16 protein-coding genes are annotated in these 21,632 nt (G+C 44.6%); 11 read left to right on the top strand and 5 right to left on the bottom strand.

The window, feature by feature from the left end:
- Positions 1 to 15: 15 nt before the first annotated feature.
- From ACRDCA_RS14410 to ACRDCA_RS14395, 4 genes are all read right to left on the bottom strand, one after another.
- Positions 16 to 1,005, bottom strand: coding sequence for an ABC transporter permease (locus ACRDCA_RS14410; RefSeq protein WP_438690116.1), 990 nt, complete (start codon positions 1,003 to 1,005; stop codon positions 16 to 18).
- Complete coding sequence (locus ACRDCA_RS14405; RefSeq protein WP_438690115.1) at positions 1,002 to 2,492, bottom strand: sugar ABC transporter ATP-binding protein; 1,491 nt, start codon at positions 2,490 to 2,492, stop codon at positions 1,002 to 1,004. Before ACRDCA_RS14405 ends, ACRDCA_RS14410 begins: the two co-directional genes overlap by 4 nt.
- 147 nt (positions 2,493 to 2,639) lie before the next feature.
- Positions 2,640 to 3,557, bottom strand: a complete 918-nt coding sequence (locus ACRDCA_RS14400; RefSeq protein WP_025119513.1) for a substrate-binding domain-containing protein — start codon at positions 3,555 to 3,557, stop codon at positions 2,640 to 2,642.
- A gap of 130 nt (positions 3,558 to 3,687) precedes the next feature.
- Positions 3,688 to 4,755: a zinc-binding dehydrogenase gene (locus ACRDCA_RS14395; protein ID WP_025119512.1), complete on the bottom strand. Its 1,068-nt coding sequence runs from the start codon at positions 4,753 to 4,755 to the stop codon at positions 3,688 to 3,690.
- A gap of 580 nt (positions 4,756 to 5,335) precedes the next feature.
- Between ACRDCA_RS14395 and dcuC the strand changes: the two genes are divergently transcribed.
- The gene (gene dcuC / locus ACRDCA_RS14390; protein ID WP_438690114.1) at positions 5,336 to 6,691 is read left to right on the top strand and encodes an anaerobic C4-dicarboxylate transporter DcuC; all 1,356 of its coding nucleotides are present in this window, start codon (positions 5,336 to 5,338) and stop codon (positions 6,689 to 6,691) included.
- A 42-nt stretch (positions 6,692 to 6,733) separates the two neighbouring features.
- Here dcuC and ACRDCA_RS14385 read toward each other — a convergent pair whose 3' ends face one another.
- Positions 6,734 to 8,320, bottom strand: a complete 1,587-nt coding sequence (locus ACRDCA_RS14385) for a TerC family protein (RefSeq protein ID WP_438690113.1) — start codon at positions 8,318 to 8,320, stop codon at positions 6,734 to 6,736.
- A gap of 664 nt (positions 8,321 to 8,984) precedes the next feature.
- Between ACRDCA_RS14385 and galU the strand changes: the two genes are divergently transcribed.
- The 10 genes from galU (at position 8,985) to ACRDCA_RS14335 (ending at position 21,631) form a co-directional block, all read left to right on the top strand.
- Entirely contained in the window at positions 8,985 to 9,884 is a 900-nt protein-coding gene (gene galU / locus ACRDCA_RS14380; protein ID WP_438690112.1) for a UTP--glucose-1-phosphate uridylyltransferase GalU, read from the top strand.
- Positions 9,885 to 9,930: 46 nt separating this feature from the next.
- A complete protein-coding gene (locus ACRDCA_RS14375; protein ID WP_438690111.1) occupies positions 9,931 to 10,827 on the top strand; it encodes a sugar phosphate nucleotidyltransferase in 897 nt (298 codons plus the stop codon).
- Positions 10,828 to 11,141: 314 nt separating this feature from the next.
- Positions 11,142 to 12,278 carry a polysaccharide export protein gene (locus tag ACRDCA_RS14370; RefSeq protein ID WP_438690110.1) on the top strand — a complete coding sequence of 379 codons (1,137 nt, stop codon included), beginning with the start codon at positions 11,142 to 11,144 and terminating at the stop codon, positions 12,276 to 12,278.
- A 21-nt stretch (positions 12,279 to 12,299) separates the two neighbouring features.
- Entirely contained in the window at positions 12,300 to 12,734 is a 435-nt protein-coding gene (locus ACRDCA_RS14365) for an arsenate reductase/protein-tyrosine-phosphatase family protein (RefSeq protein ID WP_438690109.1), read from the top strand.
- Between the two features lie 20 nt (positions 12,735 to 12,754).
- Positions 12,755 to 14,923, top strand: coding sequence for a tyrosine-protein kinase Wzc (wzc, locus tag ACRDCA_RS14360; RefSeq protein WP_438690108.1), 2,169 nt, complete (start codon positions 12,755 to 12,757; stop codon positions 14,921 to 14,923).
- 209 nt (positions 14,924 to 15,132) lie between these two features.
- On the top strand, positions 15,133 to 16,050 hold the full coding sequence (locus tag ACRDCA_RS14355; RefSeq protein WP_438690107.1) for a glycosyltransferase family 2 protein: 918 nt from the start codon (positions 15,133 to 15,135) through the stop codon (positions 16,048 to 16,050).
- Positions 16,051 to 16,123: 73 nt separating this feature from the next.
- Positions 16,124 to 17,527 (top strand): undecaprenyl-phosphate glucose phosphotransferase, encoded by a 1,404-nt coding sequence (wcaJ, locus tag ACRDCA_RS14350; RefSeq protein WP_438690106.1) that lies wholly within the window; start codon positions 16,124 to 16,126, stop codon positions 17,525 to 17,527.
- A 102-nt stretch (positions 17,528 to 17,629) separates the two neighbouring features.
- Positions 17,630 to 18,739: a DegT/DnrJ/EryC1/StrS family aminotransferase gene (locus ACRDCA_RS14345; protein ID WP_438690105.1), complete on the top strand. Its 1,110-nt coding sequence runs from the start codon at positions 17,630 to 17,632 to the stop codon at positions 18,737 to 18,739.
- Positions 18,740 to 19,037: 298 nt separating this feature from the next.
- Positions 19,038 to 20,231, top strand: a complete 1,194-nt coding sequence (locus tag ACRDCA_RS14340) for a TDP-N-acetylfucosamine:lipid II N-acetylfucosaminyltransferase (RefSeq protein ID WP_438690104.1) — start codon at positions 19,038 to 19,040, stop codon at positions 20,229 to 20,231.
- A complete protein-coding gene (locus tag ACRDCA_RS14335; RefSeq protein ID WP_438690103.1) occupies positions 20,228 to 21,631 on the top strand; it encodes a lipopolysaccharide biosynthesis protein in 1,404 nt (467 codons plus the stop codon). Before ACRDCA_RS14340 ends, ACRDCA_RS14335 begins: the two co-directional genes overlap by 4 nt.
- Position 21,632 lies beyond the last annotated feature (1 nt).

Here is a 21,632-nt window from a genome sequence, read left to right as displayed (position 1 = left end):
TCGGTGCTCCCTGACTTATTTACGGCGGCTGGAACTGAGGTAGATCGCGGCGAGGATAATGCCGCCCTTGACCACGTTCTGGATATAAGGCGATACGCTCATCAGGTTGAGGCCGTTGTTCAGTACGCCGAGCATCATGGCGCCGACCAGCGTGCCGATGATGGCGCCTCTGCCACCGGAAATGGCGGCTCCGCCAAGCACTACGGCGGCGATGGCATCCAGTTCAAACCCTTCACCGGCGTTGGGCTGCCCGCTCATCAGGCGCGAAGTGAGCACCAACCCGGCCAGTGCGGCGGTCGTCCCGCTCACCACATACACCAGGACTTTGTAACGGGGAACGCGAATACCGCTCAGGCGCGCGGCCTCTTCGTTGCCGCCAATGGCGTAGACGTAACGGCCAAACGGCAGGTGGTTAAGCATCAGGTAGGCCAGAATGTAGACGCCGACCATGATCAGCACCGGCACCTGAATGCCCAGCACGGAACCACGCCCAAAGAAGGAGAACATGTCTGGCAGGCCGGAAATCGGATAGCCGCCGGTATACAGCAACGCCAAACCACGGGCGATGCCCATCGAGGCCAAGGTTACGATAATGGGAGGCATACGCAGATAGGCGATACATGCGCCGTTGGCCAGCCCGAACAGGGCACCGATCACCAACGCGGCGACCATCGCCAGCGGGATTGGGATGCCGCCCAGCATCAAGCCAGCGGCAATCGAACCGGATAGCGCCATCACCGGCCCGACCGAAAGATCGATACCGCCGGTCAGGATCGCGCAGGTCATGCCCACCGCAATAATGGCGTTGATCGATACCTGGCGTGCCACGTTGGTCAGGTTGTTGACCGTCAGGAAACTGTCATTCAACCCGCTCATCAGCAGGAACAGGATAGCGAAGCCGATAAATGGCAGCATCGCGGGGTGGTGCAGCAACTTCTCCCAGCGCTTGCCAAGGCTCTGCTTCTGGGCCACGTGTGAAGGTGGGGATTGTTCAATTCCGATCATAATGCACTCCCGGTTGCATGAAGCATGATGTTATGAGACTCGATTTCATCACCCGCCAATTCGGCAACAATGTGGCCACCGCGGAACACCAGCACGCGATCGCAAACGCCGATAATTTCCGGTAATTCGGATGAAATCATGATGATAGAAATGCCTTTCTGCGTGAGCTGTTGCATCAGCTGATAGATTTCGGATTTAGCGCCGACGTCAATGCCACGGGTAGGCTCATCAAAAATAAGGATGTTGCAGTCATTGTTCAGCCAGCGGGCAATGACCACTTTCTGCTGGTTGCCGCCGCTCAACGTGCTGACAACGGTGTCTGCGTCCGGCGTTTTCACACCTACCGCGCGGATCAGGCGTTGCACGATGTCGTCGTCCTTGCGGGCGTTAACGAAGATTTTTCCGAACCGCTCATGGCGGTTGAGGGTGATGTTCTGGGCCACGGAAAACGGTAGCACCAACCCTTCAGTTTTGCGGCTTTCTGGCAGCAGGCCAATGCCTTGCTTCAATGCCAAGGCCGGGTTACGCAGTGTGGTGGCTTGCCCACCGAGGCTGACCTGTTTGCGATAGCAGGGGCTGGCACCAATCAGCGCGGAGACCGTCTCGGTACGGCCCGAGCCGACCAGGCCAGCAAACCCGAGGATTTCCCCTTTGAACAGGTGGAAACGATCTTCCTGTTGGTGCTTGGTGCGCTGAATGCTGGCTTCCAACAGGCGTACCGAAGTATCGACAGGGTGCGATTTCACCGGGAAAGCGTTTTCGATTTTGCGCCCGACCATCAGCTTCACCAGTTCATCCACGTTGGTGTCGGCCGTGGGCAGCGTTTGCACATAGGTACCGTCGCGCAAGACGGTGATCTGATCGCAGACGGTGAAGATTTCATCCAGATGGTGCGAGATGAAAATCATGCCGACGCCCAGCAATTTCAGATCGTTCATCACGCTGAACAGGTGATCGGCTTCACCCGGCGTCAAGGTGGCGGTCGGCTCATCCAGCACCAGCACGCGGGCATCCAAAGACAGCGCCTTGGCAATCTCGACAAACTGTTGCTGCGCCACGCTCAACTGCGCTACCGGGCAATCCAGATCGATATTCACCGTCAGCCGCTTGAAAATAGCCTCGGCTTTTTTACGCATGGCTTTGCGATCTAATAATCCCCAGCGGTTCCTGATTTCCCGGTTGAGGAAAATATTGTCCAAGGCGTTCATATAAGGAATAAGCGAGAACTCCTGAAATATGATGCCTACGCCAGCGTTAATGGCCTGGCGATAATTGGCAAATTGGCGGCTTTTACCCTCCATGATGATTTCGCCGGAATCCGGTTGATGAATACCACACAGGATTTTCACCAACGTTGATTTACCGGCACCGTTTTCCCCTAGCAATGCATGTATTTGGCCATGTTGAATGGTGAGGTCAATACCATCCAATGCCTTTACGCCCGGAAAGGACTTCTTGATCTGTTTTAATTCTAATAACGCCGTCACGGTTAACTCCTCCGGGTTCTATACCCACCGTTGCGAAATCGATCGGGTATCAACCTCAACCGGCTCATTACGTAGGGACGCAGTGTGCCGCGCCCCTACATAGCGAAACTTGCCCGCCCCGATGCCATCAGTCTCGAGGCCGTGCGCTTACCAGCTAAAGCCTTTGGCGTTGCTGCTGTCGATCAACTTCACTTTCACCGGAATGGTGGCCGGAACGTTGGCACCCCAATAGCGGGCCAGAGCAATGCCCAAGGCAATACGTGCCTGATCGCGCGGGAACTGTGCGGAGGTGGCGATAAACGGCGAGTTAGCTTTCAAAATCTCTTTGATCGCTTCCGGCTGACCATCAACGCTGACCAGCTTGACCTTGGCACCGTTACTCTCAATGGCTGCCAGTGCGCCTAAAGCACCCACATCGTTGACGCTGAAGATACCGGCCAGATCGGGAGTGGATTGCAGCATATTTTCGGTTACGGTCAGCGCGGTATCACGCTCCTGTTTGCCGTTTTGCTTGGTGACAATCTTCATTTCCGGGTGCTTTTTAATGGCATCCTCAAAGCCGCGCACGCGTTCCAGGATTGGCACTACCGGGATACCGTCCAGGATCGCCACTTTGCCTTTGTTGCCCAGGGATTTGGCCAGGTACTCACCCGCCTGGAAACCGGCATCATAGTTTTCAGAGCCGACAAAAGAGTCCAGCGGGCCTTCGGCCTGGGCATCAATCGCCACGACTACCGCCCCTGCCTTATGGGCCGAGATCACCGCCGACTGCACGCCAACCGAATCGGTCGGGTTAATCAGTAAAATATCGACTTTCTTTTGCAGCATATCTTCCACATCATTAATCTGCTTTGAGACGTCATGGTGGGCATCGGCAATATACAGCTTGGCGCCAATATCACCGGCGGCCTGTTCTAATGCCTGTTTCATTGAGACAAAATAGTCGTTATTCATTTCCTGGAATGAAACGCCAATGGTGATTTGCTTGGCTAATACCGATTGGCTGGCCAGCAACATGCCGCCGGCCAATACTACGGGTAAGGTTTTCTTGATAAATGAAAACATAGGTGATTCTCCTGTTGTAGGGTCGGTGTTGTTCTTTCAGTGTTATTTATAATAATGGTGTCGTTAGCGGCCAGAAGTCGGCCTCGCCATACCAGGCGTAATGTTTTTGCTTAAAACTAATCACTCAATATTAAGGAACCAAAATAACCTTGATGGAATCGGTTGAGTCGGCCAGAGCGAAGGCCTGATCCCATTCTTTTAACGAATAACTGTGGGTCACTACGCCTTTGGAGGTCACCAGGCCGCGTTCAAACAGATCGATGGCAATTTCATAGCTGTAGGGGGCAAGGTGTGCGCCGCGAATATCCAGCTCTTTGCGATCGCCGATAATTGACCAGTCGACGGTGGTTTCCTTGCCAAATACGCTGAACTCGACAAAGCGGCCCAGCTTACGGATCATCTGCAATCCCTGGGTAACGCCAATCGGTGCCCCGGTTGCTTCAATGTAAACATCGCAGCCGTAGCCGTCGGTTAACGCTTTGACGATTTTATCGGCATCTTCCTTGAGCGGGTTGATCACCACGTCGGCACCAAACGCTTTCGCCAGTTCCAAACGCTCGTCGATGGCATCAATCACGATCAGTTTTTTCGGTGTCTTCAGCTTGGCAACCTGCACCATGCACAGACCCAACGGCCCGGCACCGGCCAGCACCACGACGTCGTCCAACTGGATGTCCCCACGGGCGACGGTGTGGATGGCACAAGCCATTGGCTCGATCAGCACCGCATCTTCATGGCTGAGGCTTTCCGGGATCTTGTGCACGATGGCGTTGGCGGAAAAACGCATGTATTCCGACATTCCCCCCTCGGCGACGTCCTTCTGGAAGCCGTAGATATTGTGGGTCTCACACATCCAATAGCTGCCTGACTTACAGTAACGGCATTCCCAGCAGGGTACGATCTGCTCAGCGATGACGCGTTCGCCGATCTTGTACTTCTGCTCGCTGCCTTCTCCCATGGCAACAATGCGGCCGTAAAATTCGTGGCCGGGTACCACCGGCGGTTTCACCCAAGGATTTTCACCCCAGAACATCTGGGCACCGTTTTTACATTTGCAATCACCGGCACAGATCCCGCAGCCTTCGACCTTGATCACCAACTCCTTGGCTAAAGGCAGCGGGGTAGGGACTTGTTCAAAACGGTAATCCTGCGGGCCATGGCAAACTACCGCGCTCATTTTTTCGGGTAACTGACTCATTTTCCTCTCCATTATCAGGCTTGACAGCGATATAAAAACTTAATGTTGACGTTGTCATTTTTAGATAAATAAAATGGGTAAGACTTATTTAAGTTTTATCATTCATCATGTTATGCATAAGTTCTAACACCAGACTAAAAATGACAACGTGAACATTGACGATCATATAACCAAACTGGAGAAAACATTTGTTTGATCAAACTCACACATCGTTAACATCTAGCGTAAAAATTCTACAAATTCAGATCATGATCACAATGCTGTGCGGAATTCATGCAAGACAGGTGCGGGTGGAATCATTTAATTTATTGAAATTAAATAAATTATTTCTTTGTTGCTAATGAGTTGGCCTGTGCTGGGCTTCTTGTAAGCGATCTCTGACCTCGACCAGCCAAGGGGAATGCGGCTCACTTTTCGCGCAAAAGCGACCTGGCGGGTAATTTCACAATTTGTTGATAGTTTCCCCCCGCAACCTTGATGAATGTCATAATATCCTGTCCTGATTTTCGGCAGAGTGTGGCGTTATTCGGCTGCCATCGGGCGATCGGCTGAAATAAAATAATTAAATCGAGGAATTACAATGGAACTTCTGATTGGAGCCTTGGTGGCGGTGCTGGTTGGCCGCTACATCATCAAAGGCTATTCTGCCACTGGGGTGTTAATGGTTGGTGGCCTGGTGCTGCTGACGGTGAGCGCATTTATGGGCAAAAACCTGCTGCCCGCCAGTGCGACTTCGACGGGATGGCGCGCCACCGATATTTTTGAATATGTGAAAATCCTGCTGATGAGCCGCGGTGGCGATCTCGGCATGATGATCATGATGCTGTGTGGCTTCGCCGCGTATATGACGCACATCGGTGCCAATGACGTGGTGGTAAAGCTGGCATCTCGCCCGTTGCAGATGATCAACTCCCCTTACTTGCTGATGATTGCGGCCTACTTTGTTGCTTGCCTGATGTCACTGGCGGTTTCTTCGGCAACAGGGCTGGGCGTGTTACTGATGGCAACGCTGTTCCCGCTGATGGTCAACGTAGGGATCAGCCGGGGTGCAGCAGCGGCAATCTGCGCTTCCCCAGCGGCTATTATCCTTTCACCGACTTCGGGTGATGTGGTGCTGGCAGCCAAGGCGGCCGAAATGCCGCTGGTGGATTTCGCCTTCAAAACTACGTTGCCGATCTCCATCGCGGCCATTATCTGTATGGCGATTGCCCACTTCTTCTGGCAGCGCTATCTCGATCGCAAGGCCAACGAACAGCACCATATTATGGACGTGAGTGAAATCACGACCAATGCACCTGGTTTCTACGCCATCTTGCCGTTTACCCCAATCCTCGGGGTGCTGGTGTTTGACGGCAAGTGGGGCCCAGAGCTGCATATCATTACCGTGTTGGTGATTTGCATGTTCATTGCCGCGGTGATTGAGTTTATCCGTAGCTTCAATGCCAAAACGGTGTTTACCGGTTTGGAAGTAGCGTATCGCGGGATGGCCGATGCGTTCGCCAGCGTGGTAATGCTGTTGGTCGCGGCAGGGGTGTTTGCCCAAGGCTTGAGCACTGTTGGCTTTATCAGCGGCCTGATCAGCCTGGCGCAGTCGTTTGGCACCGGTGGCATTATCATGATGTTGGTGCTGGTGGTGATCACTATGCTGGCGGCGATGACAACCGGTTCCGGTAACGCGCCGTTCTATGCGTTTGTTGAGCTGATCCCGAAACTGGCGACACAGATGGGGGTTAACCCGGCTTATCTGGTGATCCCGATGCTGCAAGCCTCCAACCTGGGCCGCACACTCTCACCGGTTTCTGGTGTGGTTGTGGCGGTTTCTGGCATGGCAAAAATCTCCCCGTTCGAAGTGGTCAAGCGTACCTCGGTACCGGTGATTGTCGGGCTGGTGGTGGTGATTGTTGCTACGGAGTTGCTGGTGCCGGTGCACCTGTAAGCAATGTGGAAAGGGCACCCTAAACGGGTGCCCGGTATCGGTTTACTCTTCGTCTTCTTCGTTAGGTGTCACTAAAGGCGTGATCTTCACCTTCACGATACGGTGGCTACTGATTTCCAGCGGTTCAAACAGATAATCGCCAATCTTCAGTTGCTCACCTTCGTGTGGAATGCGCTGGCAATGCTCCATCAGCAAACCTGCCAAGGTATGATATTCCCGCTTTTCTTCTATCGGCAGTGGCACATACAGCACCAGGTCTTCCAGCGGCATATGGCCATTGGCAATCCAGTAGCCTTCGCTGGTTTGCTGAATGTCATGGCGCGCATCAACCTCTTCGTCGGCCTCTGGCAGGTTACCGGCGATGGTTTCCATCACGTCGGTTAACGTTACCACCCCTTCGACCGAACCAAACTCGTCGACCACAAAAGCAAAGTGGGTCTTGGCCTGCCGGAATTGCTCCAGGGCAGAGAGTAACGTTAACTGCTCCGGGAAGATCAGCGGCTGGCGAACCAACGCTCGCAGATCCAGCGGTGATTGCTGCAACTGCTGTTTCAGCACATCGATGGTGTGGATCACCCCTAATGGCTCATCGCTGGCGCTATTTTCCGTTACCACGATGCGCGTATGCTGGTTTTTCTCCAACAGCTGCGTCAGTTTATCCAGCGGGCCGTTAAGCCCAAGGTATTCCACATCGTGACGCGAAGTCATGATACTGCTGACGGTACGCTGCGCCATGCCCAGCACCCGCTCGATCATGTGGCGTTCCTGCTGGTTAAAGATCTCACCATTCTCGTTATAGCTGTCTGCCAACAGATGCGCCGAATGGCTATCGATCTCGGCCTCTTCATGTTTGCCGCTTAACATGCGCAATACGGCTTCCGCGGTACGCTCACGCAAAGGCCGCACCTTGGAAAGAAAACGGCGGCGGTTAAACTGGGCAAACTGGTTCAGGGCTTCGATCATTACTGAGAAACCGATCGCCGCGTAGAGGTAACCTTTCGGAATGGCGTAGCCAAAGCCTTCGGCCACCAGGCTGAAACCAATCATCAGCAAGAAGCTGAGGCACAGAATAACAATGGTTGGATGCGCATTGACAAAGCGCGTGAGCGGTTTGCTGGCCAGCAACATCAAACCAATGGCAATACATACCGCGATCATCATCACGGCCAGATGATCGACCATCCCGACGGCGGTGATCACCGAGTCGAGTGAGAAGACCGCATCCAACACCACAATCTGCGCGACCACCGGCCAGAAACGCGCTCCTTTGCGCGATCCGTGGTGCTCTTCGTCTTTGCCCTCCAGCCGCTCGTTAAGCTCCATGGTGGCTTTAAACAGCAGGAAGATACCACCGACCAGCATAATCAGATCGCGGCCACTAAAAGCGTGCCCCATGGCCACAAACAGCGGTTTGGTCAGGGTGGCTAGCCAGGATATCGATGCCAGCAGCACCAGGCGCATCGCCAGCGCCAGTAAAAGACCGACAACGCGGGCTTTATCACGTTGTTTCTTGGGTAATTTCTCCGCCAAAATGGCGATAAAGATCAGGTTGTCAATGCCTAGTACAATTTCCAGTACAACCAGGGTGGCCAAGCCGGCCCAAATTGTTGGATCTGCGATCCATTCCATACGCCTACTTTCACCTTTTAGTTCGACGGCTTATGCCGCAGTGAGAATGATGGACGCTGAGAGAGGGGAATTCAACTCTAAATCCACACGGGCTGCGGGTAATCTAAGCTTGAGGAAAATTTAATCACCACCAGGATCAAGTGATTAGCGACAACAGCAGAAAACCAGCGCAAATAGCTGCTTATAAATCCTGCACTTAGATAATACTTATTATAATCAATTTGTTATAAATCGGTTAGGCGAGTAAAATCTTAAAAAACGAGTATCATTAGTAGTCTTATTCTGAAAAGGTCTTAATACGGGCAGTAAGACTTGTTTCACTGGGTCAATAGTATAAGAATCTTAGCATCCTATAAATGATAGCAAGACTGACCACGTGGCCAGGAAGGCACAGCCTTTTCCCTATTCTGCGACTTGCCTCTCATTACATTCTGAACAGAACCCTGGGTTCATCTACAAGCCTGCGGCTTAACGCACGCTTGTCAGTTCAAACATTGTCTACAGTGCATTGGTAGCTGCAAGCCAAGGGCGGTAGCGTGCCTAAAACGTTGTTTAATGAATATAATTAATTGATTTTTATCAATAAAAAATCATTGAGACGTTAGGTCAACCACTTTTCCTGGCTCTGTTACACTTACTTGTTATTTGTCGGTGGAAAAAATTTATGCAAAAAAGATTGAAGGCCGTTATCCCAGTAGCAGGTTTGGGCACCCGTATGCTGCCTGCAACCAAGGCGATCCCTAAAGAAATGCTGCCGGTGGTCGATAAGCCATTGATTCAGTACATCGTAAGCGAATGCGTTGCGGCTGGCATCAAGGATATCGTACTGGTTACGCACTCATCGAAGAACGCGATTGAAAACCACTTTGATACCTCTTTTGAACTGGAAGCGGTGCTTGAAGCGCGGGTAAAACGCCAACTACTTGCCGAAGTGCAAAGCATCTGCCCGCCAGATGTGACGGTGATGCAGGTGCGCCAGGGGCAAGCCAAAGGGCTGGGCCACGCGGTGTTATGTGCTCAACCGATGATTGGGGACAACCCATTTGTGGTGCTGTTGCCAGACGTATTATTGGATGACTCTACTGCCGATCTGCAGAAAGAAAACCTGGCCAAGATGATCCAGCGCTTCGAGCAAACCGGCTTCAGCCAGATTATGGTTGAGCCAGTGCCGGAAGAAGATGTTTCCAAATACGGTGTGGTCGATTGTGGCGGTGTGGCATTAGCCGCTGGGGCAAGTACACCAATGACAGCCGTGGTAGAAAAGCCTGCGCGTGAAGATGCGCCATCCAATCTGGCCGTGGTAGGGCGTTATGTCCTCTCTGCCGACATCTGGCCGTTGCTGGAAAAAACGCCTCCGGGTGCAGGTGATGAAATCCAACTGACCGACGCGATTGCCATGCTGATGCAACAGGAAACGGTTGAAGCCTTCCATATGAGTGGTAAATCGCATGACTGTGGTGACAAACTGGGCTATATGAAGGCGTTTGTACAATACGGTTTACGTCACGCTACCGAGGGCGAAAATTTCACCCAGTGGATGAAAGAGACCCTGAACAGCAAATAATTGTCTTAGCCGGTTAGCACGACCACAAGATTTTAAGAGGATCACCATGTCGAAGAAGTTAAAAGCCGTCATTCCTGTTGCTGGTTTGGGCATGCGCATGTTGCCAGCGACCAAGGCAATCCCGAAAGAGATGTTGCCTATCGTCGATAAGCCGTTGATCCAGTACATCGTCAACGAATGCGTGGCGGCCGGGATCAATGAAATCATTTTGGTTACCCACTCATCCAAGAACGCGATCGAAAACCACTTCGACACCTCTTATGAGCTGGAGGCAATGCTTGAAGCGCGTGTGAAGCGTCAACTACTGGAAGAAGTTAAATCCATCACGCCGAAGGGCGTAACCCTGATGCACGTCCGCCAAGGCCAACCAAAAGGGTTGGGGCACGCGGTACTTTGTGCCAAACCGCTGGTAGGCGATTCACCTTTTGTGGTGGTACTACCGGACGTGTTGCTGGATGACGCCAAGGCCGATATGCACAAAGACAACCTGGCGCATATGATTGCCCGCTTTGAAGAGACCGGGCTGAGCCAGGTATTGGTACAAGCCGCAGATGAAAATGTACTGTATGACTACTCGGTGGCTGAATGTGAGACTACAACCCTCAAGCCAGGGGAAAGCTCACGTATGACTTCGATCATTGAGAAGCCAAGCCGTGAAGTGCAGCTGAAATCCAATTATTCTGCCGTAGGTCGTTATGTGCTCTGTGAAGACATCTGGCCGATTCTGGAAAAAACCCAGCCGGGCGCCTGGGGCCGTATCCAACTGACCGACGCGATTGCCGAACTGCTGAAGCACAAGCCAGTAGAGGCGATGGAGTTGGTAGGGGAGTCGTTCAACTGCGGCGAGAAGCTAGGGTATCTCCGAGCTTTTGTGACCTACGGTCTGCGCCACCCTACACAGGGCAAGGCCTTCCGTGAATGGGCTGAGCAGCTGAAGTTGTAATAATTTGTACTGAAATAAGGCAGAAAAGTCTCTATAGTTATGGGCCTGCGGATGTCTCGCGGGCCTTTTGGCTGACCGAGACCGCTCGCACATGAAAACACTCCTGGTGCATGCGCCACTCACTGTGAGTTTGAGTCAGCATCTTAGCAAACCCAGGCTTAACGTTTGCTCAATGAGTGCTTTCATGCATGTATCGCTGGACAGCTATACATAGCGCAAACAAAAAAATTTTGCTAAGCACCACCCCAGGCGGCCATGGTTGGCCAGGTGCCTAGCGTTGCTAGTTTACTTACTTTGAAAGTGATGAAAATTCGATGGCAAAGAAACAATGGAAACTGATACCGCTACTGGTATCGATCAGCGTGATCAGCGGTTGCACTGTGGTCCCTGGCACTCACCTTTCTACCAGTGGCAAAAACGTTGTTAAGCAGGAAGATAGCAATTTTGACTTGGACAAGTTGGTGAATATATACCCAATGACACCGAGTTTGGTTGACAAAATGCGTCCAAAACCCGTTATCGCGCAGAACAACCCAGCCTTGGAACGTGACCTGCAAAGTTATGAATACCGTATTGGTGTGGGTGATGTACTGATGGTGACCGTTTGGGATCATCCTGAGTTGACAACCCCGGCTGGCCAATACCGTAGTGCCAGTGATACCGGTAACTGGGTGAATGCTGATGGAACTATCTTCTACCCGTACATTGGTAAGGTAAAAGTTGTCGGGAAAACTATGGCTCAGATACGTTCAGAAATATCTAGCCGTTTGGCACAATATATTGAAAGCCCACAGGTAGATGTGAGTATTGCGGCCTTCCGCTCTCAGAAAGTCTATGTGACGGGAGAAGTTGAAAAATCTGGCCAGCAGCCGATTACCAACGTGCCATTAACTGTTATGGATGCAATTAACGCCGCCGGGGGACTTTCTGAAAACGCTGATTGGCGAAATGTGGTACTAACACACAATGGTAAAGAACAACGGATTTCATTACAGGCATTGATGCAACGTGGAGATTTAATGCAGAATCATCTCCTGTATCCAGGCGATATCCTCTACATACCACGTAATGACGATTTGAAAGTGTTTGTTATGGGAGAAGTGAAGAAACAATCTACGCTTAAAATGGATCGGAGTGGGATGACACTTACTGAGGCATTGGGCAATGCTGAGGGTATGGATCAGAGTTATGCAGATGCAACAGGTGTGTTTGTAATCCGGCCACTGCGTGGTACTGAGGGCGATAAGCTTGCTAGTATTTATCAATTAAATGCTGCAGATGCAGCAGCAATGGTAATGGGGACTGAATTCCACTTGCAGCCTTATGATATCGTTTATGTTACTACAGCTCCAATAGTGCGTTGGAACCGAGTAATTGGTCAATTAATACCAACAATATCTGGGTTTAATGATCTGAGCGAAACCACATTGCGTATAAGAAATTGGCCTTAGTAGTCATAGAGGTGGTATTTAATGTTTAATTCAATATTAGTTGTATGTGTTGGTAATATTTGCCGTTCTCCTACAGGAGAACGACTTTTAAAAAGAAATGTCCCAAATAAAAAAATAAACTCAGCTGGGCTGGGAGCATTGGTTGGAAAACCCGCCGATGGAATGGCTACAGAAGTCGCTAATCTACATGGCATATCCCTAGAAGGACATGAAGGGCAGCAACTGACAAGAGCGATGTGTGAGGAATATGACTTAATCTTAGTAATGGAGAAAAGGCATGTTGATGCGGTGTGCCGTTTAGTTCCTGAAGTTAGGGGAAAAACCATGCTATTCGGGCATTGGCTAGGTCAGCAAGAAATTGCAGATCCATATCGTAGAAGCCGGGAAACATTTGAACTTGTATATTCCCAGCTAGAGAAATCTGCCCAAAAATGGGCAGAGGCACTAAGTCGCTAAGTGAGTAGCTAGAGAAACTTATGACAGAGAAAACTTCTTTAAAGACGTCCGAAACGTATTCGGATGAAATTGATTTAGGCCGTTTGCTGGGTACATTGCTTGACAATAAATGGTTAATAATTGGTGTGACAGTACTGTTTGCAACAATTAGTTTATTCTACGTTATGTTTACTACGCCAATTTATAAGGCTGACGCCCTGATTCAGGTTGAGCAAAGCTCTGGAAATAAACTCCTAAATGATATTTCAAGCATGCTTCCGGAGGCTAAACCAGAATCAGTAGCTGAAATAGAATTGATTAAATCTCGAATGGTAATAGGGAAAACCATACGGGACCTATCATTAGATACAGTTATTGAGCAAAAATACTTTCCATTTTTTGGAAAAGGCTTGGCAAGAATATTAGATGAAAAACCAGGTGAAATTGCAATATCACGCCTAGATGTTCCTGAAGGATGGCAGGATGAGAAAATTGAGCTTACTGTTTTAAGCCCAGAATCATATAAAATAACCGCCGGTGAAGTAGTTGACTTTGTTGGAACTAAGGGGAAGTTAGAAAAAAACAATGGCATAACTTTGCTCGTAAGTGATATATCGGCAGAAGCTGGAACAGTTTTTAAAGTCAAAAAGTTAAATGAGTTAACGGCTATTAATAATCTGCTCGATGGTTTTAAAGTCGAAGATAAAGGTAAGGATACAGGTGTATTATTATTGAGCATGGAAGGCAGTAATCCGCAAGAGATAAATAAGATACTAAATAGTATTAGCCAAAATTATTTACAACAAAATGTTGAAAGAAAATCTGAAGAGGCAGGTAAGAGCCTAGAGTTTTTAAAAGAGCAACTTCCAGATGTTAGAAATTCTCTGAATGAATCAGAGACTAAGCTGAACTTATATCGACAGCAAAACGAATCGGTTGATCTTTCCCTTGAAGCTAAATCTGTTCTGGAGACGATGGTTGCGGTAGAAACTCAGTTAAATGAACTCACATTTAAAGAAGCTGAGATTTCAAAGTTATATACAAAAGAACATCCAGCTTATCGTGCTTTGATGGAAAAAAGACATACGCTTGAGCTAGAACGAAACAAGCTAAATAAGCGTGTGGGTGGAATGCCTAAAACGCAACAAGAAATTTTGCGGCTAACTCGCGATGTTCAGGCTGGGCAAGAAGTCTATATGCAACTTCTGAACAAGCAGCAGGAATTAAGTATTAATAAGGCTAGTACAGTAGGAAATGTTCGAATAATAGATCCGGCTGTGACTCAATTGAAACCAGTTAAACCTAAAAAGACACTGGTTGTTTTGTTGGGATTAATATTGGGTGCAGTATTATCCACCTCTTTTGTGATTCTTAAGGCATTGCTGCATAAAGGAATTGAAAGTCCTGAGCAATTAGAAGAGTTAGGAATCAATGTTTATGCTAGCGTACCTCTTTCTGAGTGGCAACAGAAAAAAGATCGCGAGTTCCTATCCCGAAATAAGAGAAGTAATGTCAGGTCAACAGAGCTTTTAGCGTTAGGTAATCCAACAGATTTGGCAATTGAAGCGATAAGAAGTTTAAGGACAAGTTTGCATTTTGCGATGATGGAGGCAAAAAATAATCTGTTGATGATATCGGGAGCAAGTCCGGCAATTGGTAAAACATTTATTAGTGTAAACTTGGGGGCTGTGATTGCTCAATCAGGCCAAAAAGTACTCATCGTAGATTGTGATATGCGCAAAGGCTACGCACATGAACTAATGGGTACAGATGCAAATAATGGTTTGTCTGACATTTTATCCGGGCAGAGTTCGATTGAAAAAGTTATACGCAATACACAAATAGAAAACATGCATTTTATATCTCGTGGGCAGATACCTCCGAACCCCTCTGAATTGTTAATGCATAATAACTTTGCCAACTTTGTACAATGGGCTTCAAAAAATTATGATTTGGTTCTTTTAGATACGCCTCCAATTCTTGCTGTAACTGATGCTGCGATAATTAGTCGACAGGTCGGAACGTCACTCCTTGTTGCTCGTTTTGAAGTAAATACTCTCAAAGAAATCGAAGTAAGTATGCGAAGATTTGAGCAAAATGGTACCGAAATAAAAGGTGTAATTCTGAATGCAATAATGAAACGTGCCGCAAATCATTATGGCTATGGGAGTTATAATTATTATGCATATGAGTACAAGTCAGATAAGTAAGAAATTGCAAAAATAAATTTGGAAATTTTTTATAAGGCCGTTATTATATAGCGGCTTTAATTTCAGCATTACATAGATTAATATATTGTTGTTTATGAAATCACCTGAGCACATATATTATACAGAAGATCGAGTCTACTAAGTAAATTGAAAATAAATTAATAAATAGTTTATTTCTAATGAATTTCAGTCATTATCTTAGAGGAAAAATGAAGTCGATATTGATTATTCCAACCTACAATGGTGGCGAGTTGTGGAGAACAGTAAGTTCCGCAATATCAGCACAAAAATATGATTGCGAGTATGTACTTACCATTGACTCATCGAGCGATGATAATACTAGAGAGATAAGTGAGAGTAATAGTTTTCAATTAATTAAAATTGATAAAAAAGCATTTAATCATGGTGGTACAAGAAATCTTGCAATCGATTCTATAGAGTCTATAAATGATGTGGATATTGCAATATTTCTTACACAAGACGCAATACCAGAAGAACATTACATTTCAAAAATAGTATCCTCTTTCGAGGATCCCGCTGTTGCAATAGCATATGGCCGACAACTACCACATGATAATGCTAATCCTATAGCAAGACATGCCCGTATGTTCAATTATGGGAGAGATAGTCACTCAGTAGGGTTATCTGATAAACAAAAATATGGCATTAAAACCGTATTTACGTCAAACTCGTTTTCTGCCTACCGTATCAATGTGTTTAAAGAATTAGCGGGTTTTCCCTCTAATACAATTCTTAGCGAGGATATGTACCTGGCAGCAAAAGCTGTTCTTGCTGGTTATAAAGTTGCTTATGTCGCCGAATCAGCGGTTAAGCACTCACATAACTATACGCCCCTCGAGGAGTTTAAGCGTTATTTTGATATCGGAGTATTCCATCATGATGAAAAATGGATAAGAGAGGCTTTTGGTGGAGCTGGAGGAGAAGGTAAAAAATTTATAATTTCTGAGTTTATGACATTATTAAAAGAACATCCAAGTTGGATTCCAAGAGCTTGTTTACATAATGCTCTTAAGCTATTCGGATATAAACTTGGACAGAATTATAAAAAAATACCCAATAAGTATATAAAGAAATTAAGTATGCATAAAAGATATTGGGATGAATGAAATAATAGAATAATTATACTTTAACTTGTGCTAAGTATCGCGTTTAAAGGTAAATATAATTAGAGAGAGATGCATGAATAGTTTACGCAGAGGAATGTTACAGACTAATGCCTCAATGATATCGATTGCTCAACGACTATCTGATACGTTGATTATGTTCGCAAGTATGATATTTTCAGGTGTTATAACTAAAGGAGGCATCACTGAATCTCATTGTATTATGGCCTTAACTGCATTAGTTGTTTTTCAGATGATTGGGGGAATTACCGACTTTTATCGCTCGTGGCGTGGGATGAGTATATATTTAGAATTACAAATTTTAATTAGAAATTGGACGTTGAGTATTATTTTCTCAACGGGAATTCTTGCACTTCTCACTCCAATCACTTCTGGCGTATACTTTTATTTTTTGTGGTATATTACATCGACTATTTTATTTGTTTTAAGTAGGGTTTTTATCCGTTCGGTTATCAGATACTTAAGGCAGTTAGGTTATAACACCCGTAATATTGTTATTGTTGGAGGGTGCCATTCAGGGGGGCATCTGGCAGAAAGTATTACAAAGGCGCCATGGTTGGGCTTTAATTTATTAGGCTATTATGTTTCAAAGAATGAATCTGCCCCAGATTCTTATTCAGAGATGCAACATAGAGGTGACATTGATAATCTAATTAACGATGCTAAGAAAGGACTTTTTGATAGAGTTTATATCGCATTGAAAATGCAGGATAATGAATCTATCGAATACATATTGTCAGAATTATCCGACGCCACCTGCACTGTAATGCTTGTTCCTGATGTATTTACATACAACTTGTTGCAATCGCATAGTGAGATAATAAATGGAATTCCTGTTATATCATTATTCGATTCACCGATGAGTGGTATCAATATGCTGATTAAACGTATTGAGGATATTCTTGTTTCATTACTAATTTTTATTTTTATATCTCCAGTTCTGTTATTAATAGCTTTACTTGTAAAATTTACATCTCCAGGACCGATTATCTTTAAGCAAACTCGCTATGGAATCGATGGGAAAGCGATCAAGGTTTGGAAGTTTAGAAGTATGTCTGTTATGGAGAATGGTAATGAAATTAAGCAAGCCAAAAAAGGAGATTCCAGGTTAACACCAATCGGAGGTTTTTTACGTCGAACATCTCTGGATGAATTACCACAGTTCATAAATGTGATTTTGGGTGATATGTCGATCGTTGGACCAAGGCCACATGCAGTTGCACATAATGAACAATATAGAAAAATTATTAAAGGTTATATGCTGCGTCATAAAATGAAACCGGGTATTACAGGATGGGCTCAAATTAGTGGATGGCGTGGTGAAACTGATACGCTGGAAAAAATGGAAAAAAGAGTTGAGTGCGATCTTTTTTATATCAGAAATTGGAGTGTTTGGCTAGATTTTAAAATAATTATCTTAACTGTTTTTAAGGGGTTCATAAATAAATCAGCTTATTAATAAATTGACGGTTTCATTTTTATTAAGCAGTTTAAATTATATGTTAAATTGTTATTTTCAGTTGGTTACTATCAAAATTTATTACCCCTCAAGGAGACTGGTATGTCGAATAAAGATATTTTTGTTACTCAACCATATTTGCCTGAGTTAAAGGAGTTTATACCTTACTTAGAAAAAATTTGGGAGAATAAGATTCTTACTAATGGTGGGCCAATGCATGAACAATTGGAATGTGCTCTCTGTGAATATCTTGGTGTAAACGAAATTGCACTTTTTAATAATGGTACAATTGCGCTCCTGACTGCATTGCAAGCATTACGTATCACTGGTGAAGTAATTACAACTCCTTATTCTTTTGTTGCAACTGCACACTCTCTTTTGTGGAATGGCATTAAGCCAATTTTTGTAGATATTGATCCGATTACTTTAAATATTGATCCTGAAAAAATAGAGGCCGCGATAACACCACAAACGACTGCAATTATGCCTGTTCATTGTTATGGCAATCCATGTGATGTAGAAAAAATACAAAAAATTGCAGATAATTATAATCTAAAGGTGATTTATGATGCTGCCCATGCATTTGGTGTGACAGATAAAGGTGGAAGTATATTAAGACATGGGGATTTGAGTGCAATAAGTTTTCATGCAACAAAGGTTTTCAACACTTTTGAAGGTGGGGCAATAATATGTCCAGATAAAAAAACCAAAACCAGAATAAACAATCTCAAGAATTTTGGAATTGTTAATGAAACTACTGTAGTAGCTCCAGGCATCAACGGTAAGATGAGTGAGATTAATGCTGCTTTTGGACTTCTCCAACTGAATCATGTAGATCAGGCTCTTCAGCAAAGAAAGGAAATTGATAGTTACTACAGGGATGGGCTTAAAAACATAAGTGGAATAAAAATCGTTCCTCACGCAGGTCAAGAAGTTGCGAACTACTCATACTTCCCAATACTTATTGAGGATGAATTTAAAATGAATAGGGAGCAGCTTTATCATTATTTGAAGGAGAATGGGATTTACTCTCGGCGATATTTCTATCCCCTAATTAGTGAGTTTTCAATGTACAGAAGTATGAAATCAGCATCACAAGACAACTTACCAATAGCGAATGATGTCGCTCGAAGAGTATTATGTCTACCAATATATCCATCATTGAAAAGGGAAGATCAAAAGCGTATTATTGAAATAATACAAAATATTTGACATTCTATGTAATGTGATGAAATTTTAATCTTTGGGGTTGAATTCATTTTAGAGATTTTTAGCCTTTGTACGACTATTTTGTAATTAATGTCATCATGTATATTATGGCTGTTGGGGAGTCGTATTGGTGAGGAAGCGTGATTGTTTCTAGGGGCAATTTGTCCAGATATTGTAGCCCTTGATACGTTAAGTTTAATAAATAAGGTTTTTGAAGTGTTTATAGTGAGTGTAAAAGGCTGTTATGAAAGGAATACAGAGAGCCAGAGTACTTTTTAAATTAGAACAGGATATTTAGGGGATGAAATTTAATAGTCATATGCAAAAAAATGGAAAATTAAATATTTTACATCTTTGTCCTGATGAGAAATTTATCGACCGAGCGCTCGATACATTTGAAAGTGCATTTCCTGGGCAGAACAAGATATGCGCATATACAAAAAAAGGGCCAGCAAAATATATTAAGCGTGATATAGAATATAGTGCTAACTCAACAGATATGCTGTTGGGGGTAAATAAAAAATATATCAATAAATTTGATGTTCTCATTTTACATTCACTTAATAGCGCCTGGTTCCGCACGATAGAACGCCTTGATATCAATACTCCAATAATCTGGATTGGTTGGGGATATGACTACTATGATATAATAGATCCACACAATAATTCATTATTGGTCAGAACTAGAGAGTTTGAGAAAAATAGGAATGCAAAGGAAAAAAGAAAAAAGGGAATTAAACAGAGGATCCAAGATTTACTCAATTCAAAAAATAGGGTTAGACGCTTAATTGAGAGGATTGATTATTTTTCTCCTGTAATTGCGACCGAATATGATGTTTTAAAGCATGTTGGGAATTGGAAGTCTTTTCCTAAGTTAGCAAGGTGGAATTATGCACCTGCTGAGTGCGAGTTATCTACTTATGTTAGAAACGTACAAGAATCGAACTTTACTAAAGAGAATATTCTTGTAGGCAACAGTGCAACAAGTACCAATAATCATTTGGAAGCATTTGATTTACTGAAAAAAATTGGTTTTAACTATAGGGAAATAGTTGTTCCTCTAAGCTATGGAGATCTTTCATATAGTGTCGATTTAAGAAACATAGGTGAGGTTTTATTAGGGGGCAATTTTTCACCATTGATTGATTTTATGGCACCTATCGAGTATATGAAGAAAATAAACCAATGCGGCTTTGTAATTATGAATCATGTGAGACAACAAGCCGTAGGGAATATAATTATTATGTTATATTTGGGAGCGAAAGTTTTTCTACGTGAAGAAAATCCGACATACAAATATTTCAAAAGCATAGGTATGATTTTGTTCACGATTCAGGAGTTAAGTGAAAATCATGATCATCTTAATGTTGGACTCTCTGATGGAGACGTTCAATTAAATAGAAATATTTTGGATTCAATATGGTCAAGTAAAGCTCTAGTCGAAAAAACGTATAAATTATTGGAGCCAATAATAAATAAAAGAGAGCAAATTTGAACATTAAGAAGATTGCATCATTCGCCATTGGCCCGATAGGAAGTGCAGTATTGGGATTTGTTACATTACCGCTAATTACTTGGTTATACTCTCCAGAAGATGTAGGTCGGATGAGTATGTTGAATATAGCAATTTCCTTTTGCGTGTTACTTTTTAGTTTGGGACTTGATCAATCATATGTACGGGAATATCATGAGTCGCCCGAAAAAGGCGTGTTGTTAAAGTCAGCCATTGCGCCAGGTTTTTTTCTTCTTTTATTAACATGTATTGCCTTTTTATTTCAACCATCTAGGTTATCGCTATTGTTATTCGATGAGGATAGCAGTGTTTTTAGCGTATTAACCATGTTGATATTAATCTTTACCTTTATATCTAGGTTTTTGTCGCTGATCCTTCGTATGAAAGAAAAAGGGATGGCCTATTCTTTAAGCCTACTAATTCCGAAGTTAGTGATAATTATCGTCATTATTAATTATTACTTTTTCGTAAAAAAACATGATTTCTTGCAGTTAATAATTGCTAATATGATTGGTTTTGGATTTGTTTTTTTAATACTCGCCTTGAATACAAAAGACGATTGGCTTACTGCGTTACGGTCGAGTTTTAGCATAAAAAAAATTAAAACAATGCTTTCATTTGGATACCCACTTATCCTCGGAGGCCTTGCATTTTGGGGGGTTACTGCAGCAGATAGAATGTTTTTACGGGCAATGTCAAATTTTGAACAACTTGCTATCTTTTCTGTCGCAGTTAGTTTTGCCAGTGCGGCAACGATTATACAAAGTGTTTTCTCTACAATTTGGGCTCCTATTGTATATAAAGTTTTGAATACTGGTGATGGGGCGCTAGAGCTTGTCAATAAAGCCTCTCGCTATATGCTAGTTGCAGTTGTATGCATATTTTGCGTTTGTGGGCTTTTATCATGGATTGTAGATTTTTTCTTGCCTACCAATTATGGAGATGTTAAGTTTATTCTAGTTGCATGTTTAGGCTATCCATTACTTTATACTTTATCTGAAACCACTGTTATTGGTATAAGTATCAGCAAAAAAACATCATATTCTATGCTGGCATCATTGTTAGCTTTTGTAGTAAATTTAGTTGGGAATTTTCTTCTTGTGCCAACGTTTGGTGCAGCTGGAGCTGCTGTAAGTACGTGTGTGACTTTTTGGTTCTTCTTTATTCTACGAACTGAGTTTTCAATTATAACTTGGAAAGTTATACCCCGTTTCGAAATGTATTTTTTCACTTTCCTTTGTATATTTGGTGCTTCATGTTCAGCTTTACTTGGCGAGTCAATAAAAAACGAGATCTTCATATATTGGTTAGTACTATTTATTTTTGTTATTCTAAGAAATTATCGAGAGCTTAAGTTTTTTTTAGCTAAAAGAATCAGGTAAG

It is taken from the genome of Serratia sp. (in: enterobacteria) (genome assembly GCF_051654945.1).
Taxonomy (GTDB): domain Bacteria; phylum Pseudomonadota; class Gammaproteobacteria; order Enterobacterales; family Enterobacteriaceae; genus Chania.
Note: the sequence above shows the minus strand (reverse complement) of the source record. Positions and strands in the feature narration are given on the sequence as shown.

What these genes read in the sequence shown, in the direction of transcription:
- ACRDCA_RS14410 (WP_438690116.1), bottom strand. Translation starts at nt 1,005, where the DNA reads ATGATCGGAATTGAACAATCCCCACCTTCACACGTGGCCCAGAAGCAG.
- ACRDCA_RS14400 (WP_025119513.1), bottom strand. Translation starts at nt 3,557, where the DNA reads ATGTTTTCATTTATCAAGAAAACCTTACCCGTAGTATTGGCCGGCGGC.
- ACRDCA_RS14395 (WP_025119512.1), bottom strand. Translation starts at nt 4,755, where the DNA reads ATGAGTCAGTTACCCGAAAAAATGAGCGCGGTAGTTTGCCATGGCCCG.
- dcuC (WP_438690114.1), top strand. Translation starts at nt 5,336, where the DNA reads ATGGAACTTCTGATTGGAGCCTTGGTGGCGGTGCTGGTTGGCCGCTAC.
- ACRDCA_RS14385 (WP_438690113.1), bottom strand. Translation starts at nt 8,320, where the DNA reads ATGGAATGGATCGCAGATCCAACAATTTGGGCCGGCTTGGCCACCCTG.
- galU (WP_438690112.1), top strand. Translation starts at nt 8,985, where the DNA reads ATGCAAAAAAGATTGAAGGCCGTTATCCCAGTAGCAGGTTTGGGCACC.
- ACRDCA_RS14375 (WP_438690111.1), top strand. Translation starts at nt 9,931, where the DNA reads ATGTCGAAGAAGTTAAAAGCCGTCATTCCTGTTGCTGGTTTGGGCATG.
- ACRDCA_RS14370 (WP_438690110.1), top strand. Translation starts at nt 11,142, where the DNA reads ATGGCAAAGAAACAATGGAAACTGATACCGCTACTGGTATCGATCAGC.
- ACRDCA_RS14365 (WP_438690109.1), top strand. Translation starts at nt 12,300, where the DNA reads ATGTTTAATTCAATATTAGTTGTATGTGTTGGTAATATTTGCCGTTCT.
- wzc (WP_438690108.1), top strand. Translation starts at nt 12,755, where the DNA reads ATGACAGAGAAAACTTCTTTAAAGACGTCCGAAACGTATTCGGATGAA.
- ACRDCA_RS14355 (WP_438690107.1), top strand. Translation starts at nt 15,133, where the DNA reads ATGAAGTCGATATTGATTATTCCAACCTACAATGGTGGCGAGTTGTGG.
- wcaJ (WP_438690106.1), top strand. Translation starts at nt 16,124, where the DNA reads ATGAATAGTTTACGCAGAGGAATGTTACAGACTAATGCCTCAATGATA.
- ACRDCA_RS14345 (WP_438690105.1), top strand. Translation starts at nt 17,630, where the DNA reads ATGTCGAATAAAGATATTTTTGTTACTCAACCATATTTGCCTGAGTTA.
- ACRDCA_RS14340 (WP_438690104.1), top strand. Translation starts at nt 19,038, where the DNA reads ATGAAATTTAATAGTCATATGCAAAAAAATGGAAAATTAAATATTTTA.